We start from the raw sequence: 23,550 nt of genomic DNA on the forward strand, positions 1-23,550 counted from the left end.
GTCGAAAGCCGCGGATATGACATAAGGCATATCCCTTCGGCTCTCGATGGATCGCGATGTCTTCTTCCAGCACACTTCCGGCTTCATGACGACCATTCGCGATGTCGCGGCGGCTGCCGGCGTTTCCAGGGCGACCGCCGCGCGCGTGCTCGCCAATCCCGAAATGGTCGCGGAGGCGACGCGCGCCCGCGTGATGAAGTCCGTCGAGGAACTGGGTTATACCCGCAATTCGGTGGCCGCGAGCCTGCGCACCACGCGGACGGGGCGCATCATCGTCACGGTGCCGGATATCTCGAACCCCTTTTTCTCACGCGTGATCCGCGGCGTCGAGGAAGCGGCACAAAAGGCCGGCTATGCCGTGCTGCTCGGCGATACGCGCAACGAGCGGGAACGCGAGGAGCAATATGCCGAGATGCTCAACCGGCGGGAGGCGGACGGAATCATCTTCCTCGGCCATCGGCTGCCGACGACGCTCGCCCGACTGCTGGATCGCGACGGTGCCCGCGCCCCCATCGTCAACGGCTGCGAGTTCACACCGTCGCTCGGCGTATCGAGCGCGCATATCGACAATGCCGGGGCCGCCCATGAGGTCATGCGGACGCTCTATGAGATGGGGCATCGCGACATCGCCCTCATCACCGGACCGGACGATAGCCCGCTCACCCGCGACCGACTGATCGGCGCCCGCAAGGCCGCCGAAGATCGTGGCGCCGAAAGGCCGATTGTCGAGAGCGGGGATTTCACGATCGAATCGGGGCGGCGAGCGGGAATGTCACTGTTGACGCGCGACCGGCCGCCGACCGCGATCTTCTGCTTCAGCGACGAGATGGCAATCGGCGCGCTAGCGGCCGCGCGGTCCGCCGGCATCGCCTGCCCCCATACCATCTCGATCGTCGGCTTCGACGACATCCAGATGGCCCGCTACGTCGATCCGCCGCTCGCCACCGTGCGCCAGCCGATGGCCGAAATCGGCCGCAGGACGGTGGAACTGCTGCTCGACATATTGAATGATCGGCAAGACACTCCCGTCTCCGCCACGCTGCCCCATCAGTTGGTCGTGCGCGAAAGCCTCGGCCCCGGACCGCACCTCGTCGCGTCGAACACCTGACCCGCTCTTTTCGATTTTAAATTTCCGAATTCGATATTGCCCCTTGCAATGAGATCGATCTCATGGTTGGTAAGGGGCAAGAGCGACGCTCACGCTTTCGGGCTGTGACAACGATCGCCGGATGAGAGACGGGCGGGCACTGCCTCGCCCTGGGAGGGTGCGCCGGGAATGGTGAAGCTGCGTCTGTCGATCATGATGTTCGCGCAATATTTTGCGTGGGGCGTCTGGCTCGTGCCGCTCGGCACCTACATGAGCAAGGGGCTCGGCTTCGACACGATCATCGGTGCGGCTTACGGCATGGTCGGCATCGCCACCGTGCTCTCCACCCTGTTTGTCGGCATGATCGCGGACCGTTTCATGGCGGCCGAGAAACTGCTCGGCATCCTTTCGATCTGTGCCGGTGCGGCACTCTTCTGGGTATCGACCGTCACCGCGTCGCCTTCCCTGTTCCTGTTCGGTCTGCTCCTCCACTTCCTGTTCTACGCCTCCACCATCCCGCTCGCGACGGCGATCGCCTTCAACGCGATCGGCGACATCGGCCGCGAGTTTCCGGCGGTGCGGGTGTGGGGCACGATCGGCTGGATCGTTGCCGGGCTGCTCGTCGGCCTGATCGCCGGCGCGGCGCAGACCGCGCTGCCGATGCGGATGGCGGCGGGCGTCTATCTGGCACTCGGCCTCTACGCCTTCACTCTGCCCGCCACACCGCCCCGCGCACGCGGCCGCGTGGTCAGTATCTCGGCGATCTTCGGGCTGGATGTGATCCTGCGCCATCGCGAGGCGGCCTTCTGGATCTTCATCGCCTGCACGCTGGCGCTGATGATCCCGCGCAGCTTCTATGACACCTATGCCAACGCCTTCTTCGCCGACAAGGATCTGCACCTGAGCCTGTTCGGCAAGCGGATCGAGGCGACCGGCATCCAGACCGCCGGGCAGATCTTCGAATCCCTGATCCTGATCAGCCTGCCCTTCCTGCTCGGCCGGCTCGGCATCAAGCGCGTGCTGGTGATCGGGATGGGCGCATGGGCGGTGCGCTTCCTTTTGTTCGGCTTCGGTTATCATGGCGCGACGGCCATCATGCCGATGGTGCTGCTCGGCATCATCATCCACGGCGTGTGCTACGATTTCCTGATCGTCTCCGGCCAGATCTACGTTGATCGCAAATTCGATGCGGAGGCACGGTCTCGCGCGCAATCCTTCTTCAACCTGATCACGCAGGGGATCGGCATCGTCATCGGATCGAATATCGCGGGCGTGGTGTACGGCGCGAACATCGGCACCGATGGCGTCCATGACTGGCGCGCGATCTGGATCGTGCCGGCGGTGATCGCCTTTATAGCGATGCTGCTCTTCGCCCTCACCTTCCGCGAGAAGATCGCCGAGGCGCCCGCCGCATGACGCAGCGTCCTCTCCGGCTCGGCCTGCTCGGCGGCGGACCGGGCAGCTTCATCGGCGCGGTGCACCGCATGGCCGCCGGCCTCGATGGCCGCTTTACGCTCGTCGCGGGCGCGTTCAGCCGCAGCCTCGACAAGTCGCGGGCGCAGGCAGAGCGCTGGGGTGTTGCAACCGATCGCGCCTATGACGGCATAGAGGCGATGCTCGCCAGCGAGCAGGCGCGCGAGAACGGCATAGAGGCGATTGCGATCGCCACGCCCAATGACAGCCATTTCGCCATCGCCAAGGCAGCGCTGGAGGCCGGCCTCCCTGTCATCTGCGACAAGCCGATGACCGCGACCCTCGCCGAGGCCGAGGCACTGGCGCCGATCGTCGCGGCGAGCCGCCAGCCCTTCGCGCTGACCTACACCTACACCGGCTACGCGATGATCCGCGAGGCGCGCGCCCGCGTCGCGGCCGGCGCGATCGGCCGCGTCCGCAAGATCACGGTCGATTATCCGCAGGGCTGGCTCTCCGATGCGATCGAGGGCGAGAATATGCAGGCGGGCTGGCGCACCGACCCTGCCCGCGCCGGTGCGGGCGGCGCGATCGGCGATATCGGCGTCCACGCCTTCCAGCTCGCCGAATATGTCAGCGGCTTGCAGGCGAGCGAACTGGTTGCCGACCTGCCGCGTGTCGTGCCGGGGCGCAGGCTCGACGATGACTGCAACATCCTGCTGCGCTTCGCAGGTGATGTGCCCGGCGTGCTCACCGCTTCGCAGATTGCAACGGGCGAGCGCAATGGCCTCAGGCTGCGCATCTACGGCGACAAGGGCGGCCTCGAATGGTGCCACGACGCGCCGGGCGACCTGGTCCTGCGCTGGCCGGATGCGCGCAGCGAGATCTTCCATGCCGGCGCGCCAACCCTCAGCCCCGACGCCCAGCGCGCGATCCGCCTTCCGAGCGGCCACCCGGAAGGCTTCATCGAGGCGTTTGCCACACTCTATTCCGATTTCGCTGACGCGATCCATGGCATATCCGGCCGGCTCGACACGGTGCTGCCGGGCATCCGCGATGGCCTGCGCTCGATGCGCTTCGTCGGCTGCGCCGTCCGCTCGCACGACGCCCGCGCGTGGCTGCCCTTCCCCGGAGACCCCGCATGAAGACGATCAAGGGCCCCGGCATCTTCCTCGCCCAGTTCCTCGGCGACGAAGCGCCCTACGACACGCTCGACCATCTCGCCGAATGGGCCGCGGGCCTCGGCTACAAGGCGGTGCAGATCCCCTGCACGCCCAAGCTGATCGACCTCGAGACCGCCGCCGAGAGCCAATCCTATTGCGACGATCTGCGCGGCCGGCTCGACAAGCACGGCATCGCCGTCAGCGAGCTTTCAACCCACTTGCAGGGCCAGCTGGTCGCCGTGCATCCCGCTTATGACAACCTGTTCGACGGCTTTGCGGCCGAGCATGTGCGCGGCAAGCCGGCCGAGCGACAGGCCTGGGCGGTGGAGCAGGTGAAGCTCGCCGCGCGCGCCAGCCGCAGGCTCGGCCTAGACGCGCATGCCACCTTCTCCGGCGCGCTGGCATGGCCCTATGTCTATCCTTGGCCCCAGCGGCCCGCCGGTTTGATCGACGAGGCCTTCGCCGAACTCGGCAAGCGCTGGCGCCCGATCCTCGACGCGTTCGAGGAGCAGGGCGTCGATTGTGCGTTCGAGATCCATCCGGGCGAGGACCTGCACGACGGCGCCACCTTCGAGCGCTTCCTCGATACCGTCGATCAGCACCTTCGCGCGCGCATCCTTTACGACCCGAGCCATTTCGTGCTGCAGCAGCTCGATTATCTGGCCTTCATCGACATCTATCACGACCGGATCAGCTGCTTCCACGTCAAGGATGCCGAGTTCCGGCCGACCGGTCGCTCCGGCGTCTATGGCGGTTACCAAAGCTGGGTGGACCGCCCTGGCCGCTTCCGCTCGCTCGGCGACGGGCAGGTCGATTTCGGCGCGATCTTCTCGAAGATGGCGGCCTATGACTATCGCGGTTGGGCCGTGCTCGAATGGGAGTGCGCGCTGAAACATCCGGAGGACGGCGCGCGCGAAGGCGCCCCCTTCATCCGCGATCACATCATCCGCGTCACGCCCCACGCCTTCGACGATTTCGCGGCGAGCCGTACCGATCGCGCCGCCAACCGCAGGATTCTCGGCCTTCCGCCGGAGCATCAAGGATCACGAGGAGAGTTTCAATGAAGCCAGTCCACGGTTTCGTTGCCGTTGTGGCGATCACGCTCGCCGCGCCAGCCGTTGCGCAGGATGCCGGCGCGCAGGCTTTCGGCATGTGCAAGGCCTGCCACACGATCGACAAAGGCGGGCGCAACGGCGTCGGCCCAAATCTTTCAGGTCTGTTCGGTCGCAAGGCGGGATCGGTCGCCGGGTTCAATTACTCCCCCGCGATGAAGACCTCGGGCATCGTCTGGGACGAGAAGACGCTCGCCGACTTCCTCGCATCGCCCGGCAAGAAGGTTCCGGGCACGAAGATGCCGATCAGCGTGTCCGATCCCGCCAAGCGCGCGGCGCTCGTCGCCTATCTCAAGACCGCGACGGTGAAGTAAGGCAATGGGCCCCTCGCGGCGATCCGTTCTGGCCGGCACGCTCGCCGGGATCGGCACGGCGGCGATTGCGACGAGCGGTCGCGCCGCCAGCAACGCCGCGCGCTTCTCGCTCAAGTTCGCGCCGCACGAAGGCAGTTTCGCCAGCCGTGGCGGAGTGATCGAGCAGATCGCCTACGCCGCCGATCAGGGTTTCACGGCGTGGGAGGATAACGAGGCGACGTCGCGCCCCGTCGCCCAGCAGGAGGCGATGGCGAAGGCTTTTCGCCAGCGCGGCATGACGATGGGCGTGCTGGTCGCGAGCATGCCGAAATGGAGCCAGTACCGCCCGCTGCTCGGTTCCGGCGATCGGACGGAGCAGGATGCGATGCTCGCCGATATCCGGGCTTCGATCGATGTCGCCAAACGGTTCGACGCGCGATGGATGACGGTGGTCACGGGGTTCATGGACCCGAAGGTGCCGGTCGACATCCAGACGGCGCGGATCATCGAAGTGATGCGCCGCGCGGGCGACATTGCCGCGCAGCATGATGTCGTGCTGGTGATGGAGCCGCTCAACACCATCACCAACCACCCGAACATCTTCATGCGCACGATCCCCCAGGGGTTCGCGGTCGCCACGGCGGTGAACAATCCCTCGGTCAAGGTGCTGGCCGATCTCTATCACGCACAGATTCAAGCCGGGAACCTGATCCCGACGCTGGACAGCTGCTGGGACGAGATCGCCTACATCCAGTTCGGCGACAATCCTGGGCGGCTGGAGCCGGGCACCGGCGAGATCAACTATCACAACATCGTGCGCTGGCTGAAGGCACGCCGCTATGCCGGGGTGATCGGCATGGAGCATGGCAATTCGCTCGACGGGCGGGCCGGCGAGGATCGTCTGATCGCCGCCTACCGCGCGATCGACGCGGCATGAGAGAGGACCGGAGATGATCGACCGCAGGCACGCGCTGGCCGGCATGGCGGCACTGTTCGCCGCGCCGCTGTTCGCGCCCATCGCCCGCGCGGCAGGCCTTGCCGGGCCGGCGACGCGCCCGGTGGTGAGCGAGGGGGCGCCCAGCGTGCAGGTGTTCACACCCGCCCAGCACACGCTGATGACGCAGCTGAGCGAGCGCATCCTGCCCACCACCGATACGCCCGGCGCGATCGCCGCCGGCGTGCCCGCCTACATAGCGAAACTGCTCGCCGATTGGGCGCTCCCCGCCGAGCGCATTCCCATCCTCGCCGGTCTCGACGCGATCGAGGCGAAGAGCCAGCAGGATTACAAGATTTCCGCGACGCAAGCCTCGCCGGACCAGCAGGACGCTCTGCTCACCGCCGCGATGAACGCACAATTCGCGGGTGGTGCCGCCTTCTTCGAAGCGTTCCGCCAGCTCGTGATCACCGGCTACTACACGTCCGAGATCGGGATGACGCAGGAGCAGGAATATCTGCCCGTCCCCGGAGAGTATCACGGCGACTATCTCTATTCCAAGGTCAACAAGGTCTACACGGCATGATGATGAACCGACGCGCTTTCGTCGCGAGCGCGGGTGCGCTCGCGGCTGCCTCCACGTTCGGCGGGATCGCCCGCGCCGCGCAGATCCGCAAGATCGGCCTCCAGCTCTATACGGTGCGCGAGATCTTCCAGAGCGATCCGGTCGGCACGCTCGAGAAGGTGGCGCGCATCGGCTACCGCGAGGTCGAATATGGCGGCGGCAATTACGACACCATGGATCACGCGCTGCTGCGCAAAACCATGGACCGGCTGCACCTGACTTCGCCGTCGCTCCACATCCCGTACGACACCCTGCTCAACAGGTTCGGCGATGCGGTGAAGATGGCGAAGACGCTCGGCGCCGACACCATCGTCGTCCCGTGGCTACCGGAGGAGCTGCGATCCGAAACCGCATTCGCCGGGGTCGTGGAAAACGTGAACCGTTTCGCGAAGCAGGCGCGCGGTGCGGGCCTCGGCCTCGCCTACCACAATCATGATTTCGAGTTCCTCAACCGGTCGGGCAACGGAACGCTCTATGACAAGCTGGTCGACGGCACCGATCCGTCGCTGGTGAAGCTGGAGCTCGATCTCTATTGGGCGGTCCATGCCGGGCAGGACGCCGGCAAGCTGATCGATCGGCTCGGCACCCGGCTCTATGCCTTCCATGCCAAGGACATGAAGGCGGATCGTTCGATGGCCGCCGTCGGCACCGGCACGATCGACTTCGCCGCCCTCTTCAAGCGACCGGGTGCAGCGAAGGTGCAGCATTTCTACGTCGAGAATGACGAGGCGCAGGCGCCCTACCTCCCCGACATCACGACCAGCTTCAAGAATCTGCGCGCGCTGCGCTTCTGATCGCGGAAGGCTATCCCATGGCATCGACCAACAAGTTCGACGCGATCGTCATCGGTTCCGGCGTCAGCGGTGGCTTCGCGGCCAAGGAGCTGACCGAGAAGGGCCTGCGCGTGCTGATGCTCGATCGCGGCTACATGGTCGAGCATGGCGAGGGCTACCCCTATGACGGCAAGCCCGCCTTCGAGCTACCGGCGCGCGGCGATGTGCCGCAGGCGATCGTGGATAGCGACTATTTCATCGCCAAGCACGGCTATCTCTCGACCAGCAATGTCCAATTCTACAATGACGACCGGCTGAACCCCTACGCCTACGATCAGGGCAGCAAATTCTATTGGATCCGCCCGGCGGCGGTCGGCGGCAAGTCGCTGATCTGGGGGCGCTGGAGCTTCCGCTGGAGCCCCGCCGATTTCGAGGCGAACAAGCGCGAAGGGATCGGCGGCGCATGGCCGATCGGCTATGACGACGTTGCGCCGTGGTACAGCTATGTCGAGAAATATATCGGCGTTTCCGGCTCACGGGAAAACCTGCCCTATCTGCCGGACAGCGAATTCCAGCCGCCGATGCCGATGAACGTCGCGGAAAAGTGGTTCAAGCAACGGCTCGAATCCGGCTTCCCCGGCCGCAAGCTGATCAACGCGCGCCTCTCCAACATGACCGAGGACAAGCCCGAGCAGAATCGCACCAAGTGCCAGTTCCGCAATCAGTGCTCCAACGGCTGCTCGTTCGGCGCCTACTTCTCGACGCAGGCCGTCACGCTGCCCGCAGCACGCGCGACCGGACGGCTGACCGTGCGGCCCGACGCGGTCGTCTCTAACCTCGAATATGATCCGGCGAAGAAGCGCGTCACCGGCGTGCGCTTCGTCGATGCCAAGACCGGGCAGGCCGAAATCGTGAAGGCGGATATCGTATTCCTCTGCGCCTCCGCCATGGGATCGGTGCAGATCCTGATGAACAGCCGCGCGCCGGGATCGGAGCGCAGCTGGTTCGACACCAGCGGGATGCTCGGCCGCTCGGTGATGGATCACATCTTCCGCGTGAACATCTCCGGCGAGGTGCCGGGGATGACCGAGTTCATAGAATATGGCCGGCGTCCCGGATCGGTCTACATCCCGCGCTTCCGCAATATCGGGCAGGACGAAGGAGTCGGTTTCCGGCGTGGCTATGGCTATCAGGGCGGCGCGAGCCGCAGCATGGCCAAGCCGGTCGGCTTCGGAAAGGCGATGAAGGAGGGCATGCGCAAATATGCCCCGTGGCGCTTCTCGATCGGCGCGTTCGGCGAATGCCTGCCCTATGACGACAACCGCGTATCGCTCGTTCCCGACAAGCTCGATCGCTTCGGCATCCCGCAGATGCGCTTCGACGTCACCTTCCGCGACAACGAATTCAAGATGATGGCGGACGCACGCCAGCAGGGCGAGATCATGCTGCGCCAGGCCGGTCTGCTCAACGTCACCAGCGACGAGGCCGAACATGTGCCGGGCGACGCGATCCATGAAATGGGCGGCGCGCGCATGGGCAACGATCCGCGCTCGTCGGTGCTCAACAAGTGGAACCAGGCGCATGAGGCGCCCAACCTGTTCGTCACCGACGGTTCGCAGATGAACTCGGTCTCCTGCGTCAATCCGTCGCTCACCTTCATGGCGATGACCTGCCGCGCGGTCGATCATGCGGTGAAGCTGCGCCGGGCAGGCACGATCTAGGAGAGCGGCATGACGATCGATCGTCGCACATGGCTCACCGGCGCGGCGGCCGGCGTCGCGGGGATGGCGCTCCCCGTGCAGGCCGCGAAGCGCCACCGCCGGATCGCTCCCAGCGATCGGGTCAACGTCGCGGCGATCGGTGCCGGCGGCATGGGCGCCGCCAACATGGAGCAACTCACCAGCCAGAATATCGTCGCGATCGCCGACCCCGATCTGTCGCACGTCGCCAAATCGTTCGTGGACAGCAGCGGCGCCCCGATCGCCGAACGCGCGGCGCTCAAGGCCGCCTACGACAAGGCCGACAAATACGCCGACTATCGCCGCATGCTCGATACCCGAAAGGACATCGACGCGGTGGTCATCGCTACGCCCGACCAACATCACGCGGTCGCCGCGAAGATGGCGATGGAGCGCGGCCTTCACGTCTATGTCCAGAAGCCACTGACCTACACGGTGCGCGAGGCGCGACTGCTCGACGAGCTGGCTCGCACCAATCCCCGCCTCGTCACCCAGATGGGCAATCAGGGGCATTCGGGCGACGACGGGCGCCGCGTGGTCGAGTTGATCCGTGGCGGTGCGATCGGTGCGGTGCGCGAGGTCCATGTCTGGACCAACCGGCCGATCTGGCCGCAAGGCGTCGCCCGGCCTGCCGCATTGCCAACGCCCGCCGGGTTCGACTGGGACGTTTGGCTCGGCCCGGCGACGGTCGATTGGGGCTACAATCCGCTCTACGCCCATTTCAACTGGCGCGGCTGGCAGCCCTTCGGCTGCGGCGCGCTGGGCGACATGGGGGCGCACCTGCTCGATTTCCCGGTCTGGGCGCTGGAACCGGGCCTGCCGACCCGTGTCGAGACGCGCCACTCCGCCTGGGGCGAGAACCAACGCACGCCGGACGCCGGCGAGGGAGACCAGCGCGGCAGCTACCCGCTCGCCACCATCACCACCTTCACCTTCGGCAACGCAAAGGGCGGGCCGCTCACCATCACCTGGTATGACGGCGGTCTGATGCCGCCCACCCCGCCAAGGCTTCCCCCAGAGGCCGTGATGAAGCCCGAGGGCGGCGTGATGTTCGTGGGTGCGCAAGGCATGCTGATGCACGAAACCTACGGCGAGAAGCCGGTCCTGATCGGCGATGGCACCGCCCAGCGCGCCGCCGCCATCCCGCAATCGCTGCCCCGCATCAAGGATGGGCGGCAGGGCCACGAGATGAACTGGATCCGCGCGATCCGTGGCGAGGAGGCGATCTCCTCCCCCTTCGCTGTCGGCGCACCCCTCACCGAAACCATGCTGCTCGGCATCGTCGCGATGCGGGCCGGCCAGCCGATCGAGTATGACGGCGCGGCCGGCCGCATCACCAACCTGCCCGACGCCAACCGCTATCTCGACAGAACCTACCGAAAGGGATGGGAGCTATGAAATCGATCCTCGCGGGCACCGCCCCGCTTTTGCTGCTTGCGCTCCCCGTCGCGGTCGCCGCGCAGCAGGCCAAGCCGGAGGATACCGAGCAATGGTCCCCCGCCGTGCCGGTGGTGACTCCCGGTCGCAGCGACACCGCCTCGCCGCCGTCGGACGCGATCGTGCTGTTCGACGGCAAGTCGCTCGATCAATGGGCCAACGTGAAGGACGGCGCGCCTGCCGGCTGGACCGTGGCGGACGGCATCGCCACGGTGAAGAAGGAGGCCGGCAACATCCAGACCCGTCGCTCCTTCGGCAGCTATCAGCTGCATCTCGAATACCGCATACCCGCCAACGTCACCGGCAAGGGGCAGGCGCGCGGCAACAGCGGGCTGTTCCTCGCCTCCACCGGGCCGGGGGATACCGGCTACGAGCTGCAGATCATGGACAGCTACCACAACGACACTTACGTCAACGGGCAGGCAGGCGCGATCTACAAGCAGTTTCCGCCGCTGGCGAACCCGGCGCGCAAGCCAGGCGAATGGCAGAGCATCGATGTCGTGTGGACCAAGCCGACCTTCGCCGCAGACGGTAGCGTGAAGACGCCGGCCTATCTCACCGCCTATTTCAACGGGGTGCTGGTGCAGGATCACGTCGCGCTGCGCGGTGAGACGCTCTACATCGGCAAGCCCAGCTACAAGCCCTACGACAAGGCGCCGATCAAGCTGCAGGCGCATGGCGATCCCAGCCCGCCGATCAGCTATCGCAACATCTGGGTGCGGGATCTGGATCGATCCGCTTCCTGATCCCGAAGCAAGACTAACCTAAAGGGCGGCGAGAGCTTTCTCTCGCCGCCCTTCATGTTTTGATCAGCCGACCGTCGCGATCACGTTATCGTCCGAATTGCGATCGATCAGGATATTGTAGGGATCGGCGCCCGCGTAGCTCGGCTTGTCCTTGGTCACGAGCTTGATCTGCTGCACGCCGCCATGGACGGCCATGCGCTGCAGCGCGAGCACGTTCTTCGCCGCGAACAGGCCGCGGCCCGGCATCGCGGTAAACACGCCGTAATCGATCCGCTCGGCCAACGGCGCCTCCGTCTCCACGCCCTTGCCGTCGGCGTAGAATTTGTGGGCCTCGACCGTCAGCGTCGTCTCGTAGCGGCCGTCGGGCAACTTGCGAACGGTCGCCGCCTTGGTCTTGATATCGTAGAGCGTGATTTTCTCGAACAGATCGGTGATCAGCTGGTTCTCGGCCGGCGTCGCGCCCTTGCGGAACTCGGCAATCAGATCGAGCGAGCGCGGGTAAGGCGCCGGCTTGAACTTGAAACGCTCCAGATACCGACGGAGCGCGGCGTTCACCCGATCCGCACCCAGCTCATCCTTGAGCCGGTACATGACCAGCGAACCCTTGCGGTAGTGGATATATTGCTGATCCTCGACACGATCGAGCGGCAGTTCCTCGATCACCTCGCCGCCGCGCGAACGCAGGTAGCGATCCAGCTCGAACTGCAGGAAGCGACGGATCTGGTCGCGCCCGTAGAGCTTTTCCATCACCATCAGTGCTGAATATTGGGCGAGGCTCTCAGTGAGCATGGTCGCGCCCTGCATATCGGCACCGACCGCCTGGTGCGCCCACCATTGGTGACCCAGTTCGTGCGCGGCGACGTAGGTGACGTAATCGATCTTGGTCTTGTCGGAGAGGTCCGCGATGAAGCCGATACCTTCCGAATAGGGCATCGTCCCCGCGAAGGCCTGCGCGAACTGCGCATAATCGGGGAACTCGATGATCCGCGCCTGCCGGAACTGATACGGCCCGAAGGCGGGCTGATAATAATCCAGCCCGTGCGCGAAGGCGGCCAGCATCCGGTCGACATTCTGCGGGTGCTGCGCATCGTAATAGACGGCGAGGTCGATGCCGCCATGCTTGATGTGCTTCTCCTGATAATGCGCGGACTGGATCGAGAAGAAGTTCTGGATCGGCGCATCGGTGACGAAACGCGCCGTGCGGCGGCCGTTCGTCGTGGAATCCGCCATCTTGTAGCCCGGCGCGATCGGTGTTTGATCGGCATCGGTGGTGACGGTGATGTCGGTGTTGATCCAGTCGGCGTGAAGCTGGTTGAACTTCGTGCCTGAAAGATCCTCCAGCTTGGCCGGGCGAAGCTCGGCGGGCAGGCCGTATTTGCGGCGTTTCACCCGGTCCTGCAGCAGCCCATCGCGCGCCATGCCGACGATCGGCACGATCTCGCTATTGTCCACGAAGGTGCCGTTGTCGACGACGCGCATGTCGTCGCCATTGTTGCGGAAGCCGATCTGGTGGCGGACGGTGGTGAAGGCGATATGCGCCACCGCACCCGGCGCCAGCGGCGTGGAGAAGCGATAGATACGATACTGGAAGCGCGGATAATCCTTCTCCAGCGTCGCGCCGGAGACGGAGAGCGAAGTCCATTTCGTATCGCGCGTGCCCATGCGGACATGGACTTCGGACAGCGGCACCGTCTGGCGGTTGACCAGATCGAGTACGCCGGTGGTCACCAGCTTCCGATCGTGCGGCCAGAGATCGACCTTCACGTGCGCCATGGTGACGGCGGGCTGCAGCACCTTCTCATAGGGCAGCAGCTGCTTCTCGTAATCCGCCTGATACTGGTCATCATCGAGCGGGGTGCGATATTCGTTCCAGACGTGGGTGTTGGTGAAACACCACGCGCCGATCCCGGCGAAGGCGACAACCGCCACCGCCGCGACCACGCCCGCCGATCCGTTCAGCCGTCGCGGCAGGCGCCGGATACGGGGCATCAGCCGTGTCTCGGTGCCGCGCCGCCAGAGCGCATGGCTCAGCACCAGCAGCAGCAGCGCGAAGGCGCCCCAATAGGCCCGGAACGACCAGGCACCGATCCAATACTGCCCCTGCCCGTTCATGTCGGACAGCGGCACGGACGGCACCTGCGCGTAATTGTAGAGATCGTCGCCGAGGCCGAGCTTGGCGAACACCACCTGGGAGACCAGGAAGATCAGCATGATCGCCCAGCCGACGAACTTGTGCGGGCTGATCGCCTGGACGAACACCGCCAGGATGGCGATCAGCAGATCGTCGGCCGCATTGGGCAGCACGTACCAGACGATATACTTGCCCAGCTCGAAATGATCGTAGCCGTGGATCAGCTGCATCACCATCGCGCCGAGCACGCTGATCAGCAGGGTGGAGATCAGCACCAGCGCGACGGCCAGCGCCTTGGGCACCGCGAAGGCCCAGTCAGGCACCGCACTCGCGTCGATGATCTCGTGCGTCTTGCGATCGCGCTCGCGCCAGACCAACTCGCCGCCATAATAGATGGCGATGATCAGCGGGATGATCGTGAAGCTGCCGTTGAGCAGGTTGATCACGACGCGCGTCACCGGCAACACCGGCGTGCCGAAGATCTCGCCGAGACTGGTCAGCGCGCCGATCGCGTTGAACAGGCCGAGCGCCAGCAGCACGACATAGGCCGGGCTGCGGAACACCTGCACCATCTCCAGCCGCGTGCGGGCACGCAGCTGTGCCCAGGCGGTCGCGCGATCGAAGCGCGGATCGGGCAGCGGCCCGGCAGGCGGCGGCGTCTCGATCGTCTTGGCCGCCTGCGCGGCGATCGCGTCCCGCTTGCGCGCCGCGCGCGACGGGCGCGTGCCGAAGCGGAAGAGCGAATAGGCCAATGCCAGGAACGCCGCCCCCACCACGATCCAGATCGCCCGGTTCCACAACAGCATACCGTCCACCGGCGGGGTCAGCGTGTTGCGCTCGGTCGCGGTCCAGTATTTCGTCGCGTAGGAAAACGCCCCGAAGCCCAGCGGCTCACCATAGCCCAGCTGCACGTCATGGCTGTGATCCCGCGAGAAGACGACGTTGACGATCGTCCAGAGCACCAGGAACGCGATCACGCCGACATAGGTCGCCATCATCGATCGGGTCACGGTCGCCAGGGAGAAGAACAATGCCGAGGTCAGGAACAGGTTGGGCAGCGCGATCCACAGATAGGGCGCGAGGTAGAAGGACAGGCTGTTCGGCCCGAGCTGCTCGGAATCCATCCACGGCATCAGCGTGCCGATCCAGATGGCGAGCGGGATGAACAGGAAGCCCAGCGTTGCGGCCAGGTAAGCGCCCAGATAACGACCGAACAGATAGCCAGTCTTGGTGACACGGGTGGCGCGAACGATCGGGCCGAAGCCGGTCTCGTCGTCACGCACGATCACGTTCGCCACGAAGGCGGTCGAGACGAACATGTAGAAAAGCGAGAAGATCAGGTAGATCTGCCCAATCGCATAGGGCGCATTCTTGTGGACATTGCCGCCCGATCCGATCTGGATCTGGTCCGACGTGGTCGCCCCGAAGGCGAACAGGCCGAACAGGATGGCCGCCACCCAGAAGACCGGGTTGCGCATCTGGTAGCGAAGCTCGAAGCCCGCAATCTTGAGGAACATGGGGGCGCTCCTCAGGCGGCGACGGGCGTGACGGGACGACGCGAGGCGTCGAGCGTCGAGAAATAGACGTCCTCGAGATTGCCGGTCACCGGCGTGAACCCCGGTCCCGGCGAGCCGTCCGAGGCGACGTGGATGATCGTGCGGCCGGCGAACAGACGGGTCGAGATCACGCGATAGTCGCGCATGTGATCGTCGAGTTCCGCCCGGTCGATCGTCTTCTGCCAGACACGGCCCTGCGTCTCGGCGATCAGATCGAGCGGCGCGCCTTCCAGCAGGATGCGCCCACCCGCCAGCACCGCCATGCGCGGGCAGAGATCCGCCACGTCCTCGACGATGTGGGTGGAGAGGATGACGACGACATTGTCGCCGATCTCCGCCAGCAGATTGAGGAAGCGGTTGCGCTCTTCAGGATCGAGGCCGGCCGTCGGCTCGTCGACGATGATCAGGCGCGGATTGCCGATCAGCGCCTGTGCGATGCCGAAACGCTGGCGCATACCGCCCGAAAAGCCAGCCAGCGCCTTCTTGCGCACGTCCCAGAGATTGACCTTGTGGAGCAGCGCCTCGACCGTCTGCTTGCGCTCGCCACCATGGCCGATGCCCTTCAGCACGGCCATGTGATCGAGCATGTCGTAGGCGGAACCGCGCGGGTAGACACCGAAATCCTGCGGCAGATAGCCGAGCGTGCGGCGCAGCGCCTCCGGCTCCTTGAGCACGTCGAGACCGTCGAACAGGATGCTGCCGGATGTCGGCGACTGGAGCGTGGCAATGGTGCGCATCAGCGTCGACTTGCCGGCACCATTAGGCCCCAACAGACCGAACATACCGGCCGGAATGGTCAGGTTCACGCCATCGAGCGCGCGCGTTCCATTACCGTAGACATGGCTCAGCCCCGTGATCGTCAGCATGCATGCACCCCTTACTGCTTCATGCCAGACTAACTACTGTATTATGATTGTAAAGCACAGGATCGCACCGAAACACATTTCGGGAACGAAATGCTCGGCGGGGCCGTCAGCCCGTCTGCGGAAGCTCGTCGAGCAACAGCCATTGCTCGGCTGGGATGCGCGATGCGAAGACGCCGAAATCGGCCTTTCCGATGAGACCGCGGACATGGGCCTTGTCCGTCATGTCGGCCGTGAGCAGCGCGAACCGATCGCCCTCGCGGAAGGTTGTCTCGATCTGCCCCAGGATGTGGCGTTCGAGATCCGGATCCTGCCGGCGGGCGCTGCTCACATCGGACAGCACCCGGATCGGGATGTCCGTCGCCCGCAGTTCCGCGATCATGCTCCGCAACTGGGCGTAATGATCATCGACCGACTCCCGATCCCATCGCCCGGTTCCCGTGACGTATATGATCCCGACTTCGGGATCGAACCTGCGCTCGATCGTCATCTGCTCGACACCCGTTGGAAGCCGACAGGGTGCGCCCAAGTCCGGACAATAACAACCGCTGATGGCCATAATCGGCACAATTCCGCGGAAAATCTAGGAGGTCGGCGCGTTGACCGCCCGTTGCGCCTCGAACGCACGCCGATAAGCAGGACGCGCCTCGCCACGGGCGACATAAGCGCCGAGATTGGGATATTCGTCCAGCAAACCGGACATACGCAGGCGAAGCAGGACCGAGACCATCAGCAGGTCGCCGGCAGAGAATACGTCGTCGAGCCACTCCGCCTCACCCAACCGGACGGACAGTTGCGCGAGGCGCGCGCGGATGCGATCGAGCACCAGAGGAAGGCGCTCCGCCGCCCACGGCCTGTCGCCCTCGATGATGCGCGCCACTGTGAGGTCGAGGATGGGCGGCTCGACCGTATTCAGCGCCGCGAACATCCAGGTGATCGCACGCGCCCGTGCATCGGGATCAACCGGCAGCAATCCTGCGCGCGTCTCCGCGATGTGGAGCACGATGGCTCCCGTCTCGAAAATCGCCATACCATCCTCTTCATAGGTCGGGATCTGGCCGAACGGATGGAGGGCGAGGTGCGCGGGTTCCTTCATCGCGGCGAAGGAGACGAAGCGGACGTCGTAAGGCTGCGTTACCTCCTCCAATGCCCAGCGGATGCGCGTGTCGCGGGCGAGTCCCTTCCCGCCATCGGGCGAACATTCAAAGGCCGTGATGGTCGGTCTCATGCGTCCCTCCCCCCCATGCTCTGCCAAATCGTCCCGCGCGCCATGCAGCCTATCACAAGCCTTGCTTTCGCGATCATAGTCCGTATCAGGCCAGTATTCGCAAGGATCCGGTGCAAGTCCGGATGGCTATCCCGGCCGCCGATCCGCCGGGCAACCCACGCACGATATTCCCTGTCGACGCTTGTTCCAAGCCGCCGGCTCGTGCGCGTGTGATGGCAATCATGACCAATCTTTCCTCTTCGCTCCGGGCCGAATGGCTGCCCAGCGCCCAGCAGGCGCGTCGTGACGTTCTGGCCGGCATCGTCGTCGCGCTGGCCCTGATACCGGAGGCGATCGGCTTCTCGATCATCTCCGGCGTCGATCCCCGCGTCGGCCTTTACGCGTCCGTGGTGATCGCGATGGTGATCGCGCTGCTCGGCGGACGGCCGGCGATGATTTCGGCCGCTACGGCCTCGGTTGCCGTGGTGGTGACGCCGCTGGTCCATGACCATGGTGTCAACTACCTGTTCGCCGCGACCATCCTGATGGGACTGATCCAGATCGTCGCCGGGTTGGTGCGGCTGGACCTTCTGATGCAATTCGTTTCCCGCTCGGTGATCACCGGCTTCGTCAACGCGCTCGCCATCCTGATCTTCATGGCGCAGCTGCCGCAATTCACGGGCGCCGGCTGGCAGACCTATGCGATGGTCGCAGTGGGCCTCGCGATCATCTATCTCTTCCCGCGGCTGACCAAGGCCATCCCCTCCCCCTTGGTCGCGATCCTGCTGCTCGCGGCCGTCAGCATCCACTGGCACCTGCCGGTACGCACCGTCGGCGACATGGGCCGCCTGCCGGAGGGTCTGCCGAGCTTCGCGCTACCCCATGTGCCGCTCACCTGGGAAACGCTGCGCATCATCGTGCCCTATGCGATCACCATGGCCGCGGTCGGCCTGCTGGAATCGATGCTGACGGCGCAGATCGTCGACGACATGACCGACACCGAAAGCGACCGGAAACGCGAGTGCATGGGGCAAGGCGGCGCCAACATCGCCGCCGCCCTGTTCGGCGGCATGGGTGGCTGCGCGATGATCGGGCAGACCGTGATCAACGTCTCGTCCGGCGGTCGCAGTCGGCTCTCCACCTTCACGGCGGGTGCGGTGCTGCTGTTCCTGCTCGCGGTGCTCGGCCCCTGGGTGGGGCGCATCCCGATGCCCGCTTTGGTGGCGGTGATGGTGATGGTGTCGATCGGCACGTTCAGCTGGAATTCGATCCCCAATCTGCGCCGCCATCCACCCACGTCCTCGATCGTCATGCTGGTGACCGTGATCGTGGTGGTCGCGACGCGGGATCTGTCCAAGGGCGTGCTGGCCGGCGTCTTGCTGTCGGGGATATTCTTCGCGGCCAAGGTACGGCGAATGTTCGCTGTTGAGCGCGAACAAAACGGCGCGGGTGCCGTCTATCGCGTGAGCGGCCAGCTCTTCTTCGCCTCGGTCGATCGCTTCGTCGCTGCTTTCCGGGGTGAGGAAACGGCGGAGCAGATCATCATCGACGTCTCCGCGGCCCACTTCTGGGACATTTCGGCGATCGGCGCGCTCGATCGTATCGTCGCCCGCCTGCGGGCGATGGGCAAGGAGGTGGAGGTGATCGGCACCAATCGCGCCAGCGCGGACCTGATCGACCGCTTCGCCCTGCACGACAAGACCGGCGTCGAGACCGGCGCCGTGCCCCACTAGCGACGTTCAGAGGATTATGGCTGGGGCTCGACGTCCGCGAGATGCTCCAGCCGATCCGCGAGCTTGCCGACGATCCGGATAAGCTCGGTCAACTCCTCGTCCTCCAGCGCGGCGAACACCTCGCGAATATAATCCTGACGCGTGGCTTCCGACGCGCGAACCACCACCTCGCCTTCCGACGTAAGGGTGATCCGCTTCGCCCGACGATCGTTGGGATCGGGATCGCGCCGCACGAGGCCATCCCGCTCCAGCCCGTCGATCGCTTCCGTGATCGTCCGTGGCGCGAAACCGAACGATGACGCGAGATCGATCGAACGGGCAGGCCCTTCCCGAACGATATGAGACAGCAGTTTCGTTCGCGCGAACGAGGCGCCGCGCGCCGTCATCATGCGGTCGAACAGGCGATGGGACCGCAGGTAGAACTCCCTGAGGGCATCCGCCGCGCGTTCCTGCTCTTGATGACGTATATTATGAGGGGCCATACAATGAGGGCTTGTCACAGCTGTCCCGATTAGGCAAGGGGCGTCAATCACCGGCACCGCCGGAAAGGGAAAGTTGCGCATGTCCGATAATAGCGAACCTGCCGAGAAGCCGACCAGGAAGGGCCTTAGCCCCCGCGCCCGGCTGATCCTGATGATCGTCGGCGCGGTCGTGCTGGTCGCGATCATCGTCTGGTTCATCCACTACGAGACTCGCGGCAAATATCTGGAGGGCACCAACGACGCCTATATCCGCGCCGATGCGGTAACGGTCAGTCCGAAGGTGACCGGCTATGTCGAGCAGGTGTTCGTCGCCGACAACCAGGACGTGAAGGCGGGCCAGCCGCTCGTCCGTATCGACGCGCGCGACTACAAGGCACAGACCGCCCAGTATCAGGCGCAGATCGACGTCGCGAAGGCCAATGCCGACAATGTTCGCGCCGGCATCCGCGAGCAGCAGGCGGCAATCGATCAGGCGCGGGCGCAGTTGGCATCCAGCCAGGCGGACGCCCGCTTCGTCGCCGGTGAAGTGGCGCGCTACGCGCCGCTGGCCGCGAGCGGGGCGGAAACGCGCGAGAAACTCGCCACCCTCCGCAACCAGGCGACGCAGGCCGCTAAGACCGCCGCCGCCAACGCCGCCGCGCTGACCAGCGCCGAGCGCCGCATCGGCTCGCTGCAGGCGCAGGTCCGCCAGGCCGAAGCGCAGGGCGAGAGCGCCAAGGCGCAGCTCGCCGCCGCCGACGTCAATCTCGGATCGACGATCATCCGCGCCTCGGTCGATGGTCGGGTCGGCGACAAGAGCGTGCGGGTCGGCCAGTATGTTTCGCAGGGCACCCGGCTGATGTCGGTGGTGCCGCTCCGGGCGATCTACATCAGCGCGAACTTCAAGGAGACCCAGCTCGGCCTGATGCGCCCCGGCCAGCCCGCGCACATCAAGGTCGATGCCCTGCCCGGCGTCGATCTGAGCGGCCACGTCGAGAGCGTGTCGCCGGGCACGGGGGCGCAATTCTCGCTGATCCCGCCGCAGAACGCGACCGGCAACTTCACCAAGATCGTCCAGCGCGTGCCCGTCCGCATCGCGATCGATGCGGGGCCGGACGCGCGGCGCGTTCTCGTCCCCGGCCTGTCGGTCGAGGTCACGGTCGATACGATCAGCGCCCGCGGGGACATCAGCCGGATCGAGGATCAGGAAAAGGCCCGCAGCCGGAGCGGTCAGTGAGTTCCGCTCCCCCCGCATCGAGCGCGTCGGCTACGCCCGAGCGGGCGGATGCGGCGGCCTGGCTCGCCGTCGCGGCGGGCACGATCGGTGCGCTGATGGCGACGCTCGACATCTCGATCGTCAACTCCTCCCTGCCGACGATCCAGGGCGAAATCGGCGCCAGCGGTACCGAAGGCACCTGGATCTCGACCGCCTATCTGGTCGCCGAGATCGTGATCATCCCGCTTTCCGGCTGGCTGGAGCGCGTGTTCGGCCTGCGCACCTTCCTGATGATCGCGACCACCCTGTTCGTCGCCTTCTCGATGACCTGCGGCCTGTCCGACACCCTGCCGATGATGATCGTCGGCCGCATCGGCCAGGGCTTCACCGGCGGCGCGCTGATCCCCACCGCGATGACGATCATCGCCACCCGCCTGCCGCGCGAACAACAGCCGATCGGCAACGCGATGTTCGGCATGACCGCGATCCTCGGCCCGGTGCTCGGCCCGGTGCTGGGCGGCTGGCTGACCGAGAATGTCAGCTGGCACTATGCCTTCTTCATCAACCTGCCGATCGGCTTCAGCCTGCTGACGCTGCTGATCATCGCCATGCAGCACCAGGCGCCGCGCTGGGAATTGATCCGCGAGGCGGACTGGTTCGGTATCCTCGGCCTCGCCATGGGCCTCGGCGGGATGACCGTGGTGCTGGAAGAGGGCGAACGCGAGCAGTGGTTCTCCTCGCCGGAAATCCGCTGGCTCACGCTGGTGTCGGTGCTCGGCTTCATCTCGCTGTTCACGGGGCAGATCGTGTCGCGCCGGCCGGTGATCCGCCTGCGCCTGCTGCTCAACCGGCAGTTCGGTGCGGTGGTGGTGATGGTCACGATGGTCGGCATGGTGATCTACGGCACATCCTATGTGATCCCGCAGTTCCTGTCCCAGATCAGCGACTATAACGCGCTTCAGTCGGGACAGGTCGTCCTGCTCTCCGGCGTCCCGATGATCCTGATGATGCCCTTCACACCGAAGCTGGTGCAGATCATCGACATTCGCGTCTCGGTGACGCTCGGCATGGCGATCCTCGCCTACAGCGCCTACATGGAGACCGACATCACCTCGCTGAGCGACGGGCATACCTTCGCCCAATCGCAGCTGCTGCGCGGCGTCGGCACCGTGTTCACGATGATCTTCCTCAATCAGGCGGCGATCCGATCGGTCGATCGCGATCAGGCGAGCGACGCCTCGGGTCTCTACAACACCGCCCGCAACCTGGGCGGCAGCCTCGCGCTGGCGAGCATCGCCGTCATTCAGGACCAGCGGATCTGGTTGCACAGCCGCCGGATCGAGGAATCGATGTCGGCCAATTCGGATATCGTGCAATCCTATATCGCGGGGCAGACGCAATCGCTGGGCAGCAGCGACGCCGCCTACCAGAACCTCAACGCGATCATCCAGACGCAGGCGCTGACCATGACCTATGCCGATCTGTTCTGGTTGCTGTCCGTGGGCATCGTCTGCGTGACCCCCCTCGTCCTTTTCCTGCGCCCGCTGCCCAAAGGCGCCAAGCCCGTTGCGAGCCACTGAGATGACGCGTCACCTGCCTCTCCTCCTTCTTCCGGTCCTGCTCTCGGCCTGCACGGTCGGCCCCAATTACGCCGGGCCGCCCGACGCCGCGCCGCACGCATCCAAGGCCGGCCGGTTCGCGCGTGCCGATGAAGACCTGACCACCACCGCGCAACCAGGGGTCGCGCACTGGTGGGAAGAACTCGGCGATCCGACGCTGAACACGCTCGAGCAGCGCGCGCTCGCCGCCAATCCCGATCTGGCCGGCGCCGAGGCCCGGCTGCGGCAGGCCCGCGCCTCGCTGCGTGAGCAGAAGGCCAATCTGCTGCCCAAGGCGGATGCGACGGCGCTCTACGCCCATGCGCGCTTCCCCGGCCTCAACCTCGACAACTCCGATTCCGGATCGGACAGCGGCAGCGGGGGATCGAGTGCGCTCGATCTCTACAATCTCGGCTTTGACGCGAGCTGGGAGGTCGATCTGTTCGGTGGCCAGCGTCGCGCCATCGAGGCGGCGCGCGCTACGGCGGAGTCGGCCCAGGCCAACCTCGCGGACACGCAGGTCAGCCTGACCGCCGAACTGGCGCAGGCCTATCTCAACCTGCGCGACCGGCAGCACCGCATCGCGCTCAACACGCAGGCGATCGCCCGGCAGGAGCAGATGCTGGCGCTGACCCGCCAGCGCTTCGCCAGTGGCACCGCCTCGCGCCTCGACGTCGAGCGATTGAGCCAGCAGCTCGACAGCACGCGCGCCGATACGACTCCGCTCACCGCCGAGCGCGACGCCTATCTCGACGAGATTGCGACGCTGACCGGCGACGAGCCGGGCGATCTGGACACGACGCTCACCCCGATCCAGCCGATCCCCCTGCCCCCCGCGCAGGTCGCGATCGGTGATCCGGCCGCGATGCTCCAGCGCCGCCCCGACATCCGCGCCGCCGAGCGCACGCTCGCGGCGGATACCGCGAAAATCGGACAGGCCGAGGCCGGACGTTTCCCGCGTCTGTCCATCATGGGCATCATCGGCGTCGGCGGCACCAGCCCGGCCGACCTCACCCATCTCGACGACTTCACCGCGCTGATCGCCCCGCAGCTCAGCTGGAGCTTCCTCGATTTCGGGCGGAACAAGGCGAAGGTGCTGCAGGCGCAGGGCGTGCGCGACGAAGCCGAGGCCAAGTACCGCTCGACCGTGCTGGCCGCGCTGCGCGACGCCAACGACTCGCTCTCGCGCTTCCGCGCCCGGCGCATCACCGTCGCGACGCTGGCGCGCGCCAAGGCGTCGGCGGACATGTCCGCCTCACTCGCCGAAGAGCGCTACCGGGCGGGCACGTCGACGCTGATCGACCTGCTCGACGCCCAGCGCCAGCAGATCGACGCGACGCAGAACCTGTCCAACGCGCAGGCCGCGCTCACCGGCGATTTCGTCTCGATCCAGAAAGCTCTCGGTCTGGGCTGGAGCGATCCGTCGCCCGCCATGCAGACCAGCGCGCGTTAAGGCTGGGCGCGTC

The 23,550-nt window shown here is 65.7% G+C and carries 20 protein-coding genes and 1 other annotated feature; of the genes, 15 read left to right on the forward strand and 5 right to left on the reverse strand.

The genetic code is table 11. The annotated features are described in order from the left end of the window. The first annotated feature begins 85 nt into the window (after positions 1-85). The 11 genes from QGN17_RS06355 to QGN17_RS06405 all read left to right on the forward strand — a co-directional run bounded on the left by QGN17_RS06355 (position 86) and on the right by QGN17_RS06405 (position 11,319). Positions 86-1,108 (forward strand): LacI family DNA-binding transcriptional regulator, encoded by a 1,023-nt coding sequence (locus tag QGN17_RS06355; RefSeq protein ID WP_281043656.1) that lies wholly within the window; start codon positions 86-88, stop codon positions 1,106-1,108. A 168-nt stretch (positions 1,109-1,276) separates the two neighbouring features. Then, positions 1,277-2,503 (forward strand): MFS transporter, encoded by a 1,227-nt coding sequence (locus QGN17_RS06360; protein ID WP_281043657.1) that lies wholly within the window; start codon positions 1,277-1,279, stop codon positions 2,501-2,503. Further along, the gene (locus QGN17_RS06365) at positions 2,500-3,642 is read left to right on the forward strand and encodes a Gfo/Idh/MocA family protein (protein WP_281043658.1); all 1,143 of its coding nucleotides are present in this window, start codon (positions 2,500-2,502) and stop codon (positions 3,640-3,642) included. The genes QGN17_RS06360 and QGN17_RS06365 overlap by 4 nt, the downstream gene beginning before the upstream one ends. Further along, positions 3,639-4,724, forward strand: a complete 1,086-nt coding sequence (locus tag QGN17_RS06370; protein WP_281043659.1) for a sugar phosphate isomerase/epimerase family protein — start codon at positions 3,639-3,641, stop codon at positions 4,722-4,724. The genes QGN17_RS06365 and QGN17_RS06370 overlap by 4 nt, the downstream gene beginning before the upstream one ends. Beyond that, positions 4,721-5,086, forward strand: a complete 366-nt coding sequence (locus tag QGN17_RS06375; RefSeq protein ID WP_281043660.1) for a c-type cytochrome — start codon at positions 4,721-4,723, stop codon at positions 5,084-5,086. Before QGN17_RS06370 ends, QGN17_RS06375 begins: the two co-directional genes overlap by 4 nt. Positions 5,087-5,090: 4 nt before the next feature. Further along, positions 5,091-6,002, forward strand: coding sequence for a hydroxypyruvate isomerase family protein (locus QGN17_RS06380; RefSeq protein ID WP_281043661.1), 912 nt, complete (start codon positions 5,091-5,093; stop codon positions 6,000-6,002). 13 nt (positions 6,003-6,015) lie between these two features. Further along, positions 6,016-6,585: a gluconate 2-dehydrogenase subunit 3 family protein gene (locus QGN17_RS06385; protein ID WP_281043662.1), complete on the forward strand. Its 570-nt coding sequence runs from the start codon at positions 6,016-6,018 to the stop codon at positions 6,583-6,585. Positions 6,586-6,587: 2 nt separating this feature from the next. Next, the gene (locus QGN17_RS06390; protein WP_281043663.1) at positions 6,588-7,418 is read left to right on the forward strand and encodes a sugar phosphate isomerase/epimerase family protein; all 831 of its coding nucleotides are present in this window, start codon (positions 6,588-6,590) and stop codon (positions 7,416-7,418) included. Between the two features lie 17 nt (positions 7,419-7,435). Continuing rightward, positions 7,436-9,118, forward strand: coding sequence for a GMC family oxidoreductase (locus tag QGN17_RS06395; RefSeq protein ID WP_281043664.1), 1,683 nt, complete (start codon positions 7,436-7,438; stop codon positions 9,116-9,118). A 9-nt stretch (positions 9,119-9,127) separates the two neighbouring features. Continuing rightward, positions 9,128-10,534 (forward strand): Gfo/Idh/MocA family protein, encoded by a 1,407-nt coding sequence (locus QGN17_RS06400; protein ID WP_281043665.1) that lies wholly within the window; start codon positions 9,128-9,130, stop codon positions 10,532-10,534. Then, entirely contained in the window at positions 10,531-11,319 is a 789-nt protein-coding gene (locus QGN17_RS06405) for a 3-keto-disaccharide hydrolase (protein WP_281043666.1), read from the forward strand. Before QGN17_RS06400 ends, QGN17_RS06405 begins: the two co-directional genes overlap by 4 nt. Before the next feature lie 63 nt (positions 11,320-11,382). Here QGN17_RS06405 and QGN17_RS06410 read toward each other — a convergent pair whose 3' ends face one another. The 4 genes from QGN17_RS06410 to QGN17_RS06425 all read right to left on the reverse strand — a co-directional run bounded on the left by QGN17_RS06410 (position 11,383) and on the right by QGN17_RS06425 (position 17,097). Then, positions 11,383-14,967, reverse strand: coding sequence for an ABC transporter permease/M1 family aminopeptidase (locus tag QGN17_RS06410; RefSeq protein ID WP_281043667.1), 3,585 nt, complete (start codon positions 14,965-14,967; stop codon positions 11,383-11,385). An 11-nt stretch (positions 14,968-14,978) separates the two neighbouring features. After that, positions 14,979-15,872, reverse strand: a complete 894-nt coding sequence (locus QGN17_RS06415; protein ID WP_281043668.1) for an ABC transporter ATP-binding protein — start codon at positions 15,870-15,872, stop codon at positions 14,979-14,981. Between the two features lie 106 nt (positions 15,873-15,978). After that, on the reverse strand, positions 15,979-16,251 hold the full coding sequence (locus QGN17_RS06420) for a hypothetical protein (protein ID WP_281043669.1): 273 nt from the start codon (positions 16,249-16,251) through the stop codon (positions 15,979-15,981). Between the two features lie 201 nt (positions 16,252-16,452). Then, complete coding sequence (locus QGN17_RS06425; RefSeq protein ID WP_281043670.1) at positions 16,453-17,097, reverse strand: glutathione S-transferase family protein; 645 nt, start codon at positions 17,095-17,097, stop codon at positions 16,453-16,455. A 100-nt stretch (positions 17,098-17,197) separates the two neighbouring features. Next, positions 17,198-17,253, forward strand: a sequence feature (sul1 is cis-regulatory element that is thought to sense ions involved in sulfur or methionine metabolism; They are found in Alphaproteobacteria). A 65-nt stretch (positions 17,254-17,318) separates the two neighbouring features. Between QGN17_RS06425 and QGN17_RS06430 the strand changes: the two genes are divergently transcribed. Next, a complete protein-coding gene (locus tag QGN17_RS06430; RefSeq protein ID WP_281043671.1) occupies positions 17,319-18,809 on the forward strand; it encodes a SulP family inorganic anion transporter in 1,491 nt (496 codons plus the stop codon). A 14-nt stretch (positions 18,810-18,823) separates the two neighbouring features. On the opposite strand, the gene QGN17_RS06435 is transcribed toward QGN17_RS06430, so the two are convergent. Continuing rightward, positions 18,824-19,372 (reverse strand): MarR family winged helix-turn-helix transcriptional regulator, encoded by a 549-nt coding sequence (locus QGN17_RS06435; protein WP_281043672.1) that lies wholly within the window; start codon positions 19,370-19,372, stop codon positions 18,824-18,826. On the opposite strand from QGN17_RS06435, the gene QGN17_RS06440 reads away from it, so the two are divergent. Genes QGN17_RS06440 through QGN17_RS06450 form a run of 3 tightly spaced genes read left to right on the forward strand, consistent with a single transcriptional unit; the run spans position 19,371 to position 23,537 of the window. After that, the gene (locus tag QGN17_RS06440; RefSeq protein WP_281043673.1) at positions 19,371-20,507 is read left to right on the forward strand and encodes an HlyD family secretion protein; all 1,137 of its coding nucleotides are present in this window, start codon (positions 19,371-19,373) and stop codon (positions 20,505-20,507) included. The genes QGN17_RS06435 and QGN17_RS06440 overlap by 2 nt on opposite strands. Continuing rightward, complete coding sequence (locus tag QGN17_RS06445; protein WP_281043674.1) at positions 20,504-22,066, forward strand: MDR family MFS transporter; 1,563 nt, start codon at positions 20,504-20,506, stop codon at positions 22,064-22,066. Before QGN17_RS06440 ends, QGN17_RS06445 begins: the two co-directional genes overlap by 4 nt. A 1-nt stretch (position 22,067) precedes the next feature. Further along, positions 22,068-23,537 (forward strand): efflux transporter outer membrane subunit, encoded by a 1,470-nt coding sequence (locus QGN17_RS06450; RefSeq protein WP_281043675.1) that lies wholly within the window; start codon positions 22,068-22,070, stop codon positions 23,535-23,537. The last annotated feature ends 13 nt before the right edge of the window (positions 23,538-23,550 follow it).

The organism is Sphingomonas oryzagri (assembly GCF_029906645.1).
Taxonomy (GTDB): domain Bacteria; phylum Pseudomonadota; class Alphaproteobacteria; order Sphingomonadales; family Sphingomonadaceae; genus Solisphingomonas; species Solisphingomonas oryzagri.

Coding starts and splice junctions, on each gene's coding strand:
- QGN17_RS06355 (WP_281043656.1), top strand. CDS start 86: ATGACGACCATTCGCGATGTCGCGGCGGCTGCCGGCGTTTCCAGGGCG.
- QGN17_RS06360 (WP_281043657.1), top strand. CDS start 1,277: ATGGTGAAGCTGCGTCTGTCGATCATGATGTTCGCGCAATATTTTGCG.
- QGN17_RS06365 (WP_281043658.1), top strand. CDS start 2,500: ATGACGCAGCGTCCTCTCCGGCTCGGCCTGCTCGGCGGCGGACCGGGC.
- QGN17_RS06370 (WP_281043659.1), top strand. CDS start 3,639: ATGAAGACGATCAAGGGCCCCGGCATCTTCCTCGCCCAGTTCCTCGGC.
- QGN17_RS06375 (WP_281043660.1), top strand. CDS start 4,721: ATGAAGCCAGTCCACGGTTTCGTTGCCGTTGTGGCGATCACGCTCGCC.
- QGN17_RS06380 (WP_281043661.1), top strand. CDS start 5,091: ATGGGCCCCTCGCGGCGATCCGTTCTGGCCGGCACGCTCGCCGGGATC.
- QGN17_RS06385 (WP_281043662.1), top strand. CDS start 6,016: ATGATCGACCGCAGGCACGCGCTGGCCGGCATGGCGGCACTGTTCGCC.
- QGN17_RS06390 (WP_281043663.1), top strand. CDS start 6,588: ATGAACCGACGCGCTTTCGTCGCGAGCGCGGGTGCGCTCGCGGCTGCC.
- QGN17_RS06395 (WP_281043664.1), top strand. CDS start 7,436: ATGGCATCGACCAACAAGTTCGACGCGATCGTCATCGGTTCCGGCGTC.
- QGN17_RS06400 (WP_281043665.1), top strand. CDS start 9,128: ATGACGATCGATCGTCGCACATGGCTCACCGGCGCGGCGGCCGGCGTC.
- QGN17_RS06405 (WP_281043666.1), top strand. CDS start 10,531: ATGAAATCGATCCTCGCGGGCACCGCCCCGCTTTTGCTGCTTGCGCTC.
- QGN17_RS06410 (WP_281043667.1), bottom strand. CDS start 14,967: ATGTTCCTCAAGATTGCGGGCTTCGAGCTTCGCTACCAGATGCGCAAC.
- QGN17_RS06415 (WP_281043668.1), bottom strand. CDS start 15,872: ATGCTGACGATCACGGGGCTGAGCCATGTCTACGGTAATGGAACGCGC.
- QGN17_RS06420 (WP_281043669.1), bottom strand. CDS start 16,251: ATGATCGCGGAACTGCGGGCGACGGACATCCCGATCCGGGTGCTGTCC.
- QGN17_RS06425 (WP_281043670.1), bottom strand. CDS start 17,097: ATGAGACCGACCATCACGGCCTTTGAATGTTCGCCCGATGGCGGGAAG.
- QGN17_RS06430 (WP_281043671.1), top strand. CDS start 17,319: ATGACCAATCTTTCCTCTTCGCTCCGGGCCGAATGGCTGCCCAGCGCC.
- QGN17_RS06440 (WP_281043673.1), top strand. CDS start 19,371: ATGTCCGATAATAGCGAACCTGCCGAGAAGCCGACCAGGAAGGGCCTT.
- QGN17_RS06435 (WP_281043672.1), bottom strand. CDS start 19,372: ATGCGCAACTTTCCCTTTCCGGCGGTGCCGGTGATTGACGCCCCTTGC.
- QGN17_RS06450 (WP_281043675.1), top strand. CDS start 22,068: ATGACGCGTCACCTGCCTCTCCTCCTTCTTCCGGTCCTGCTCTCGGCC.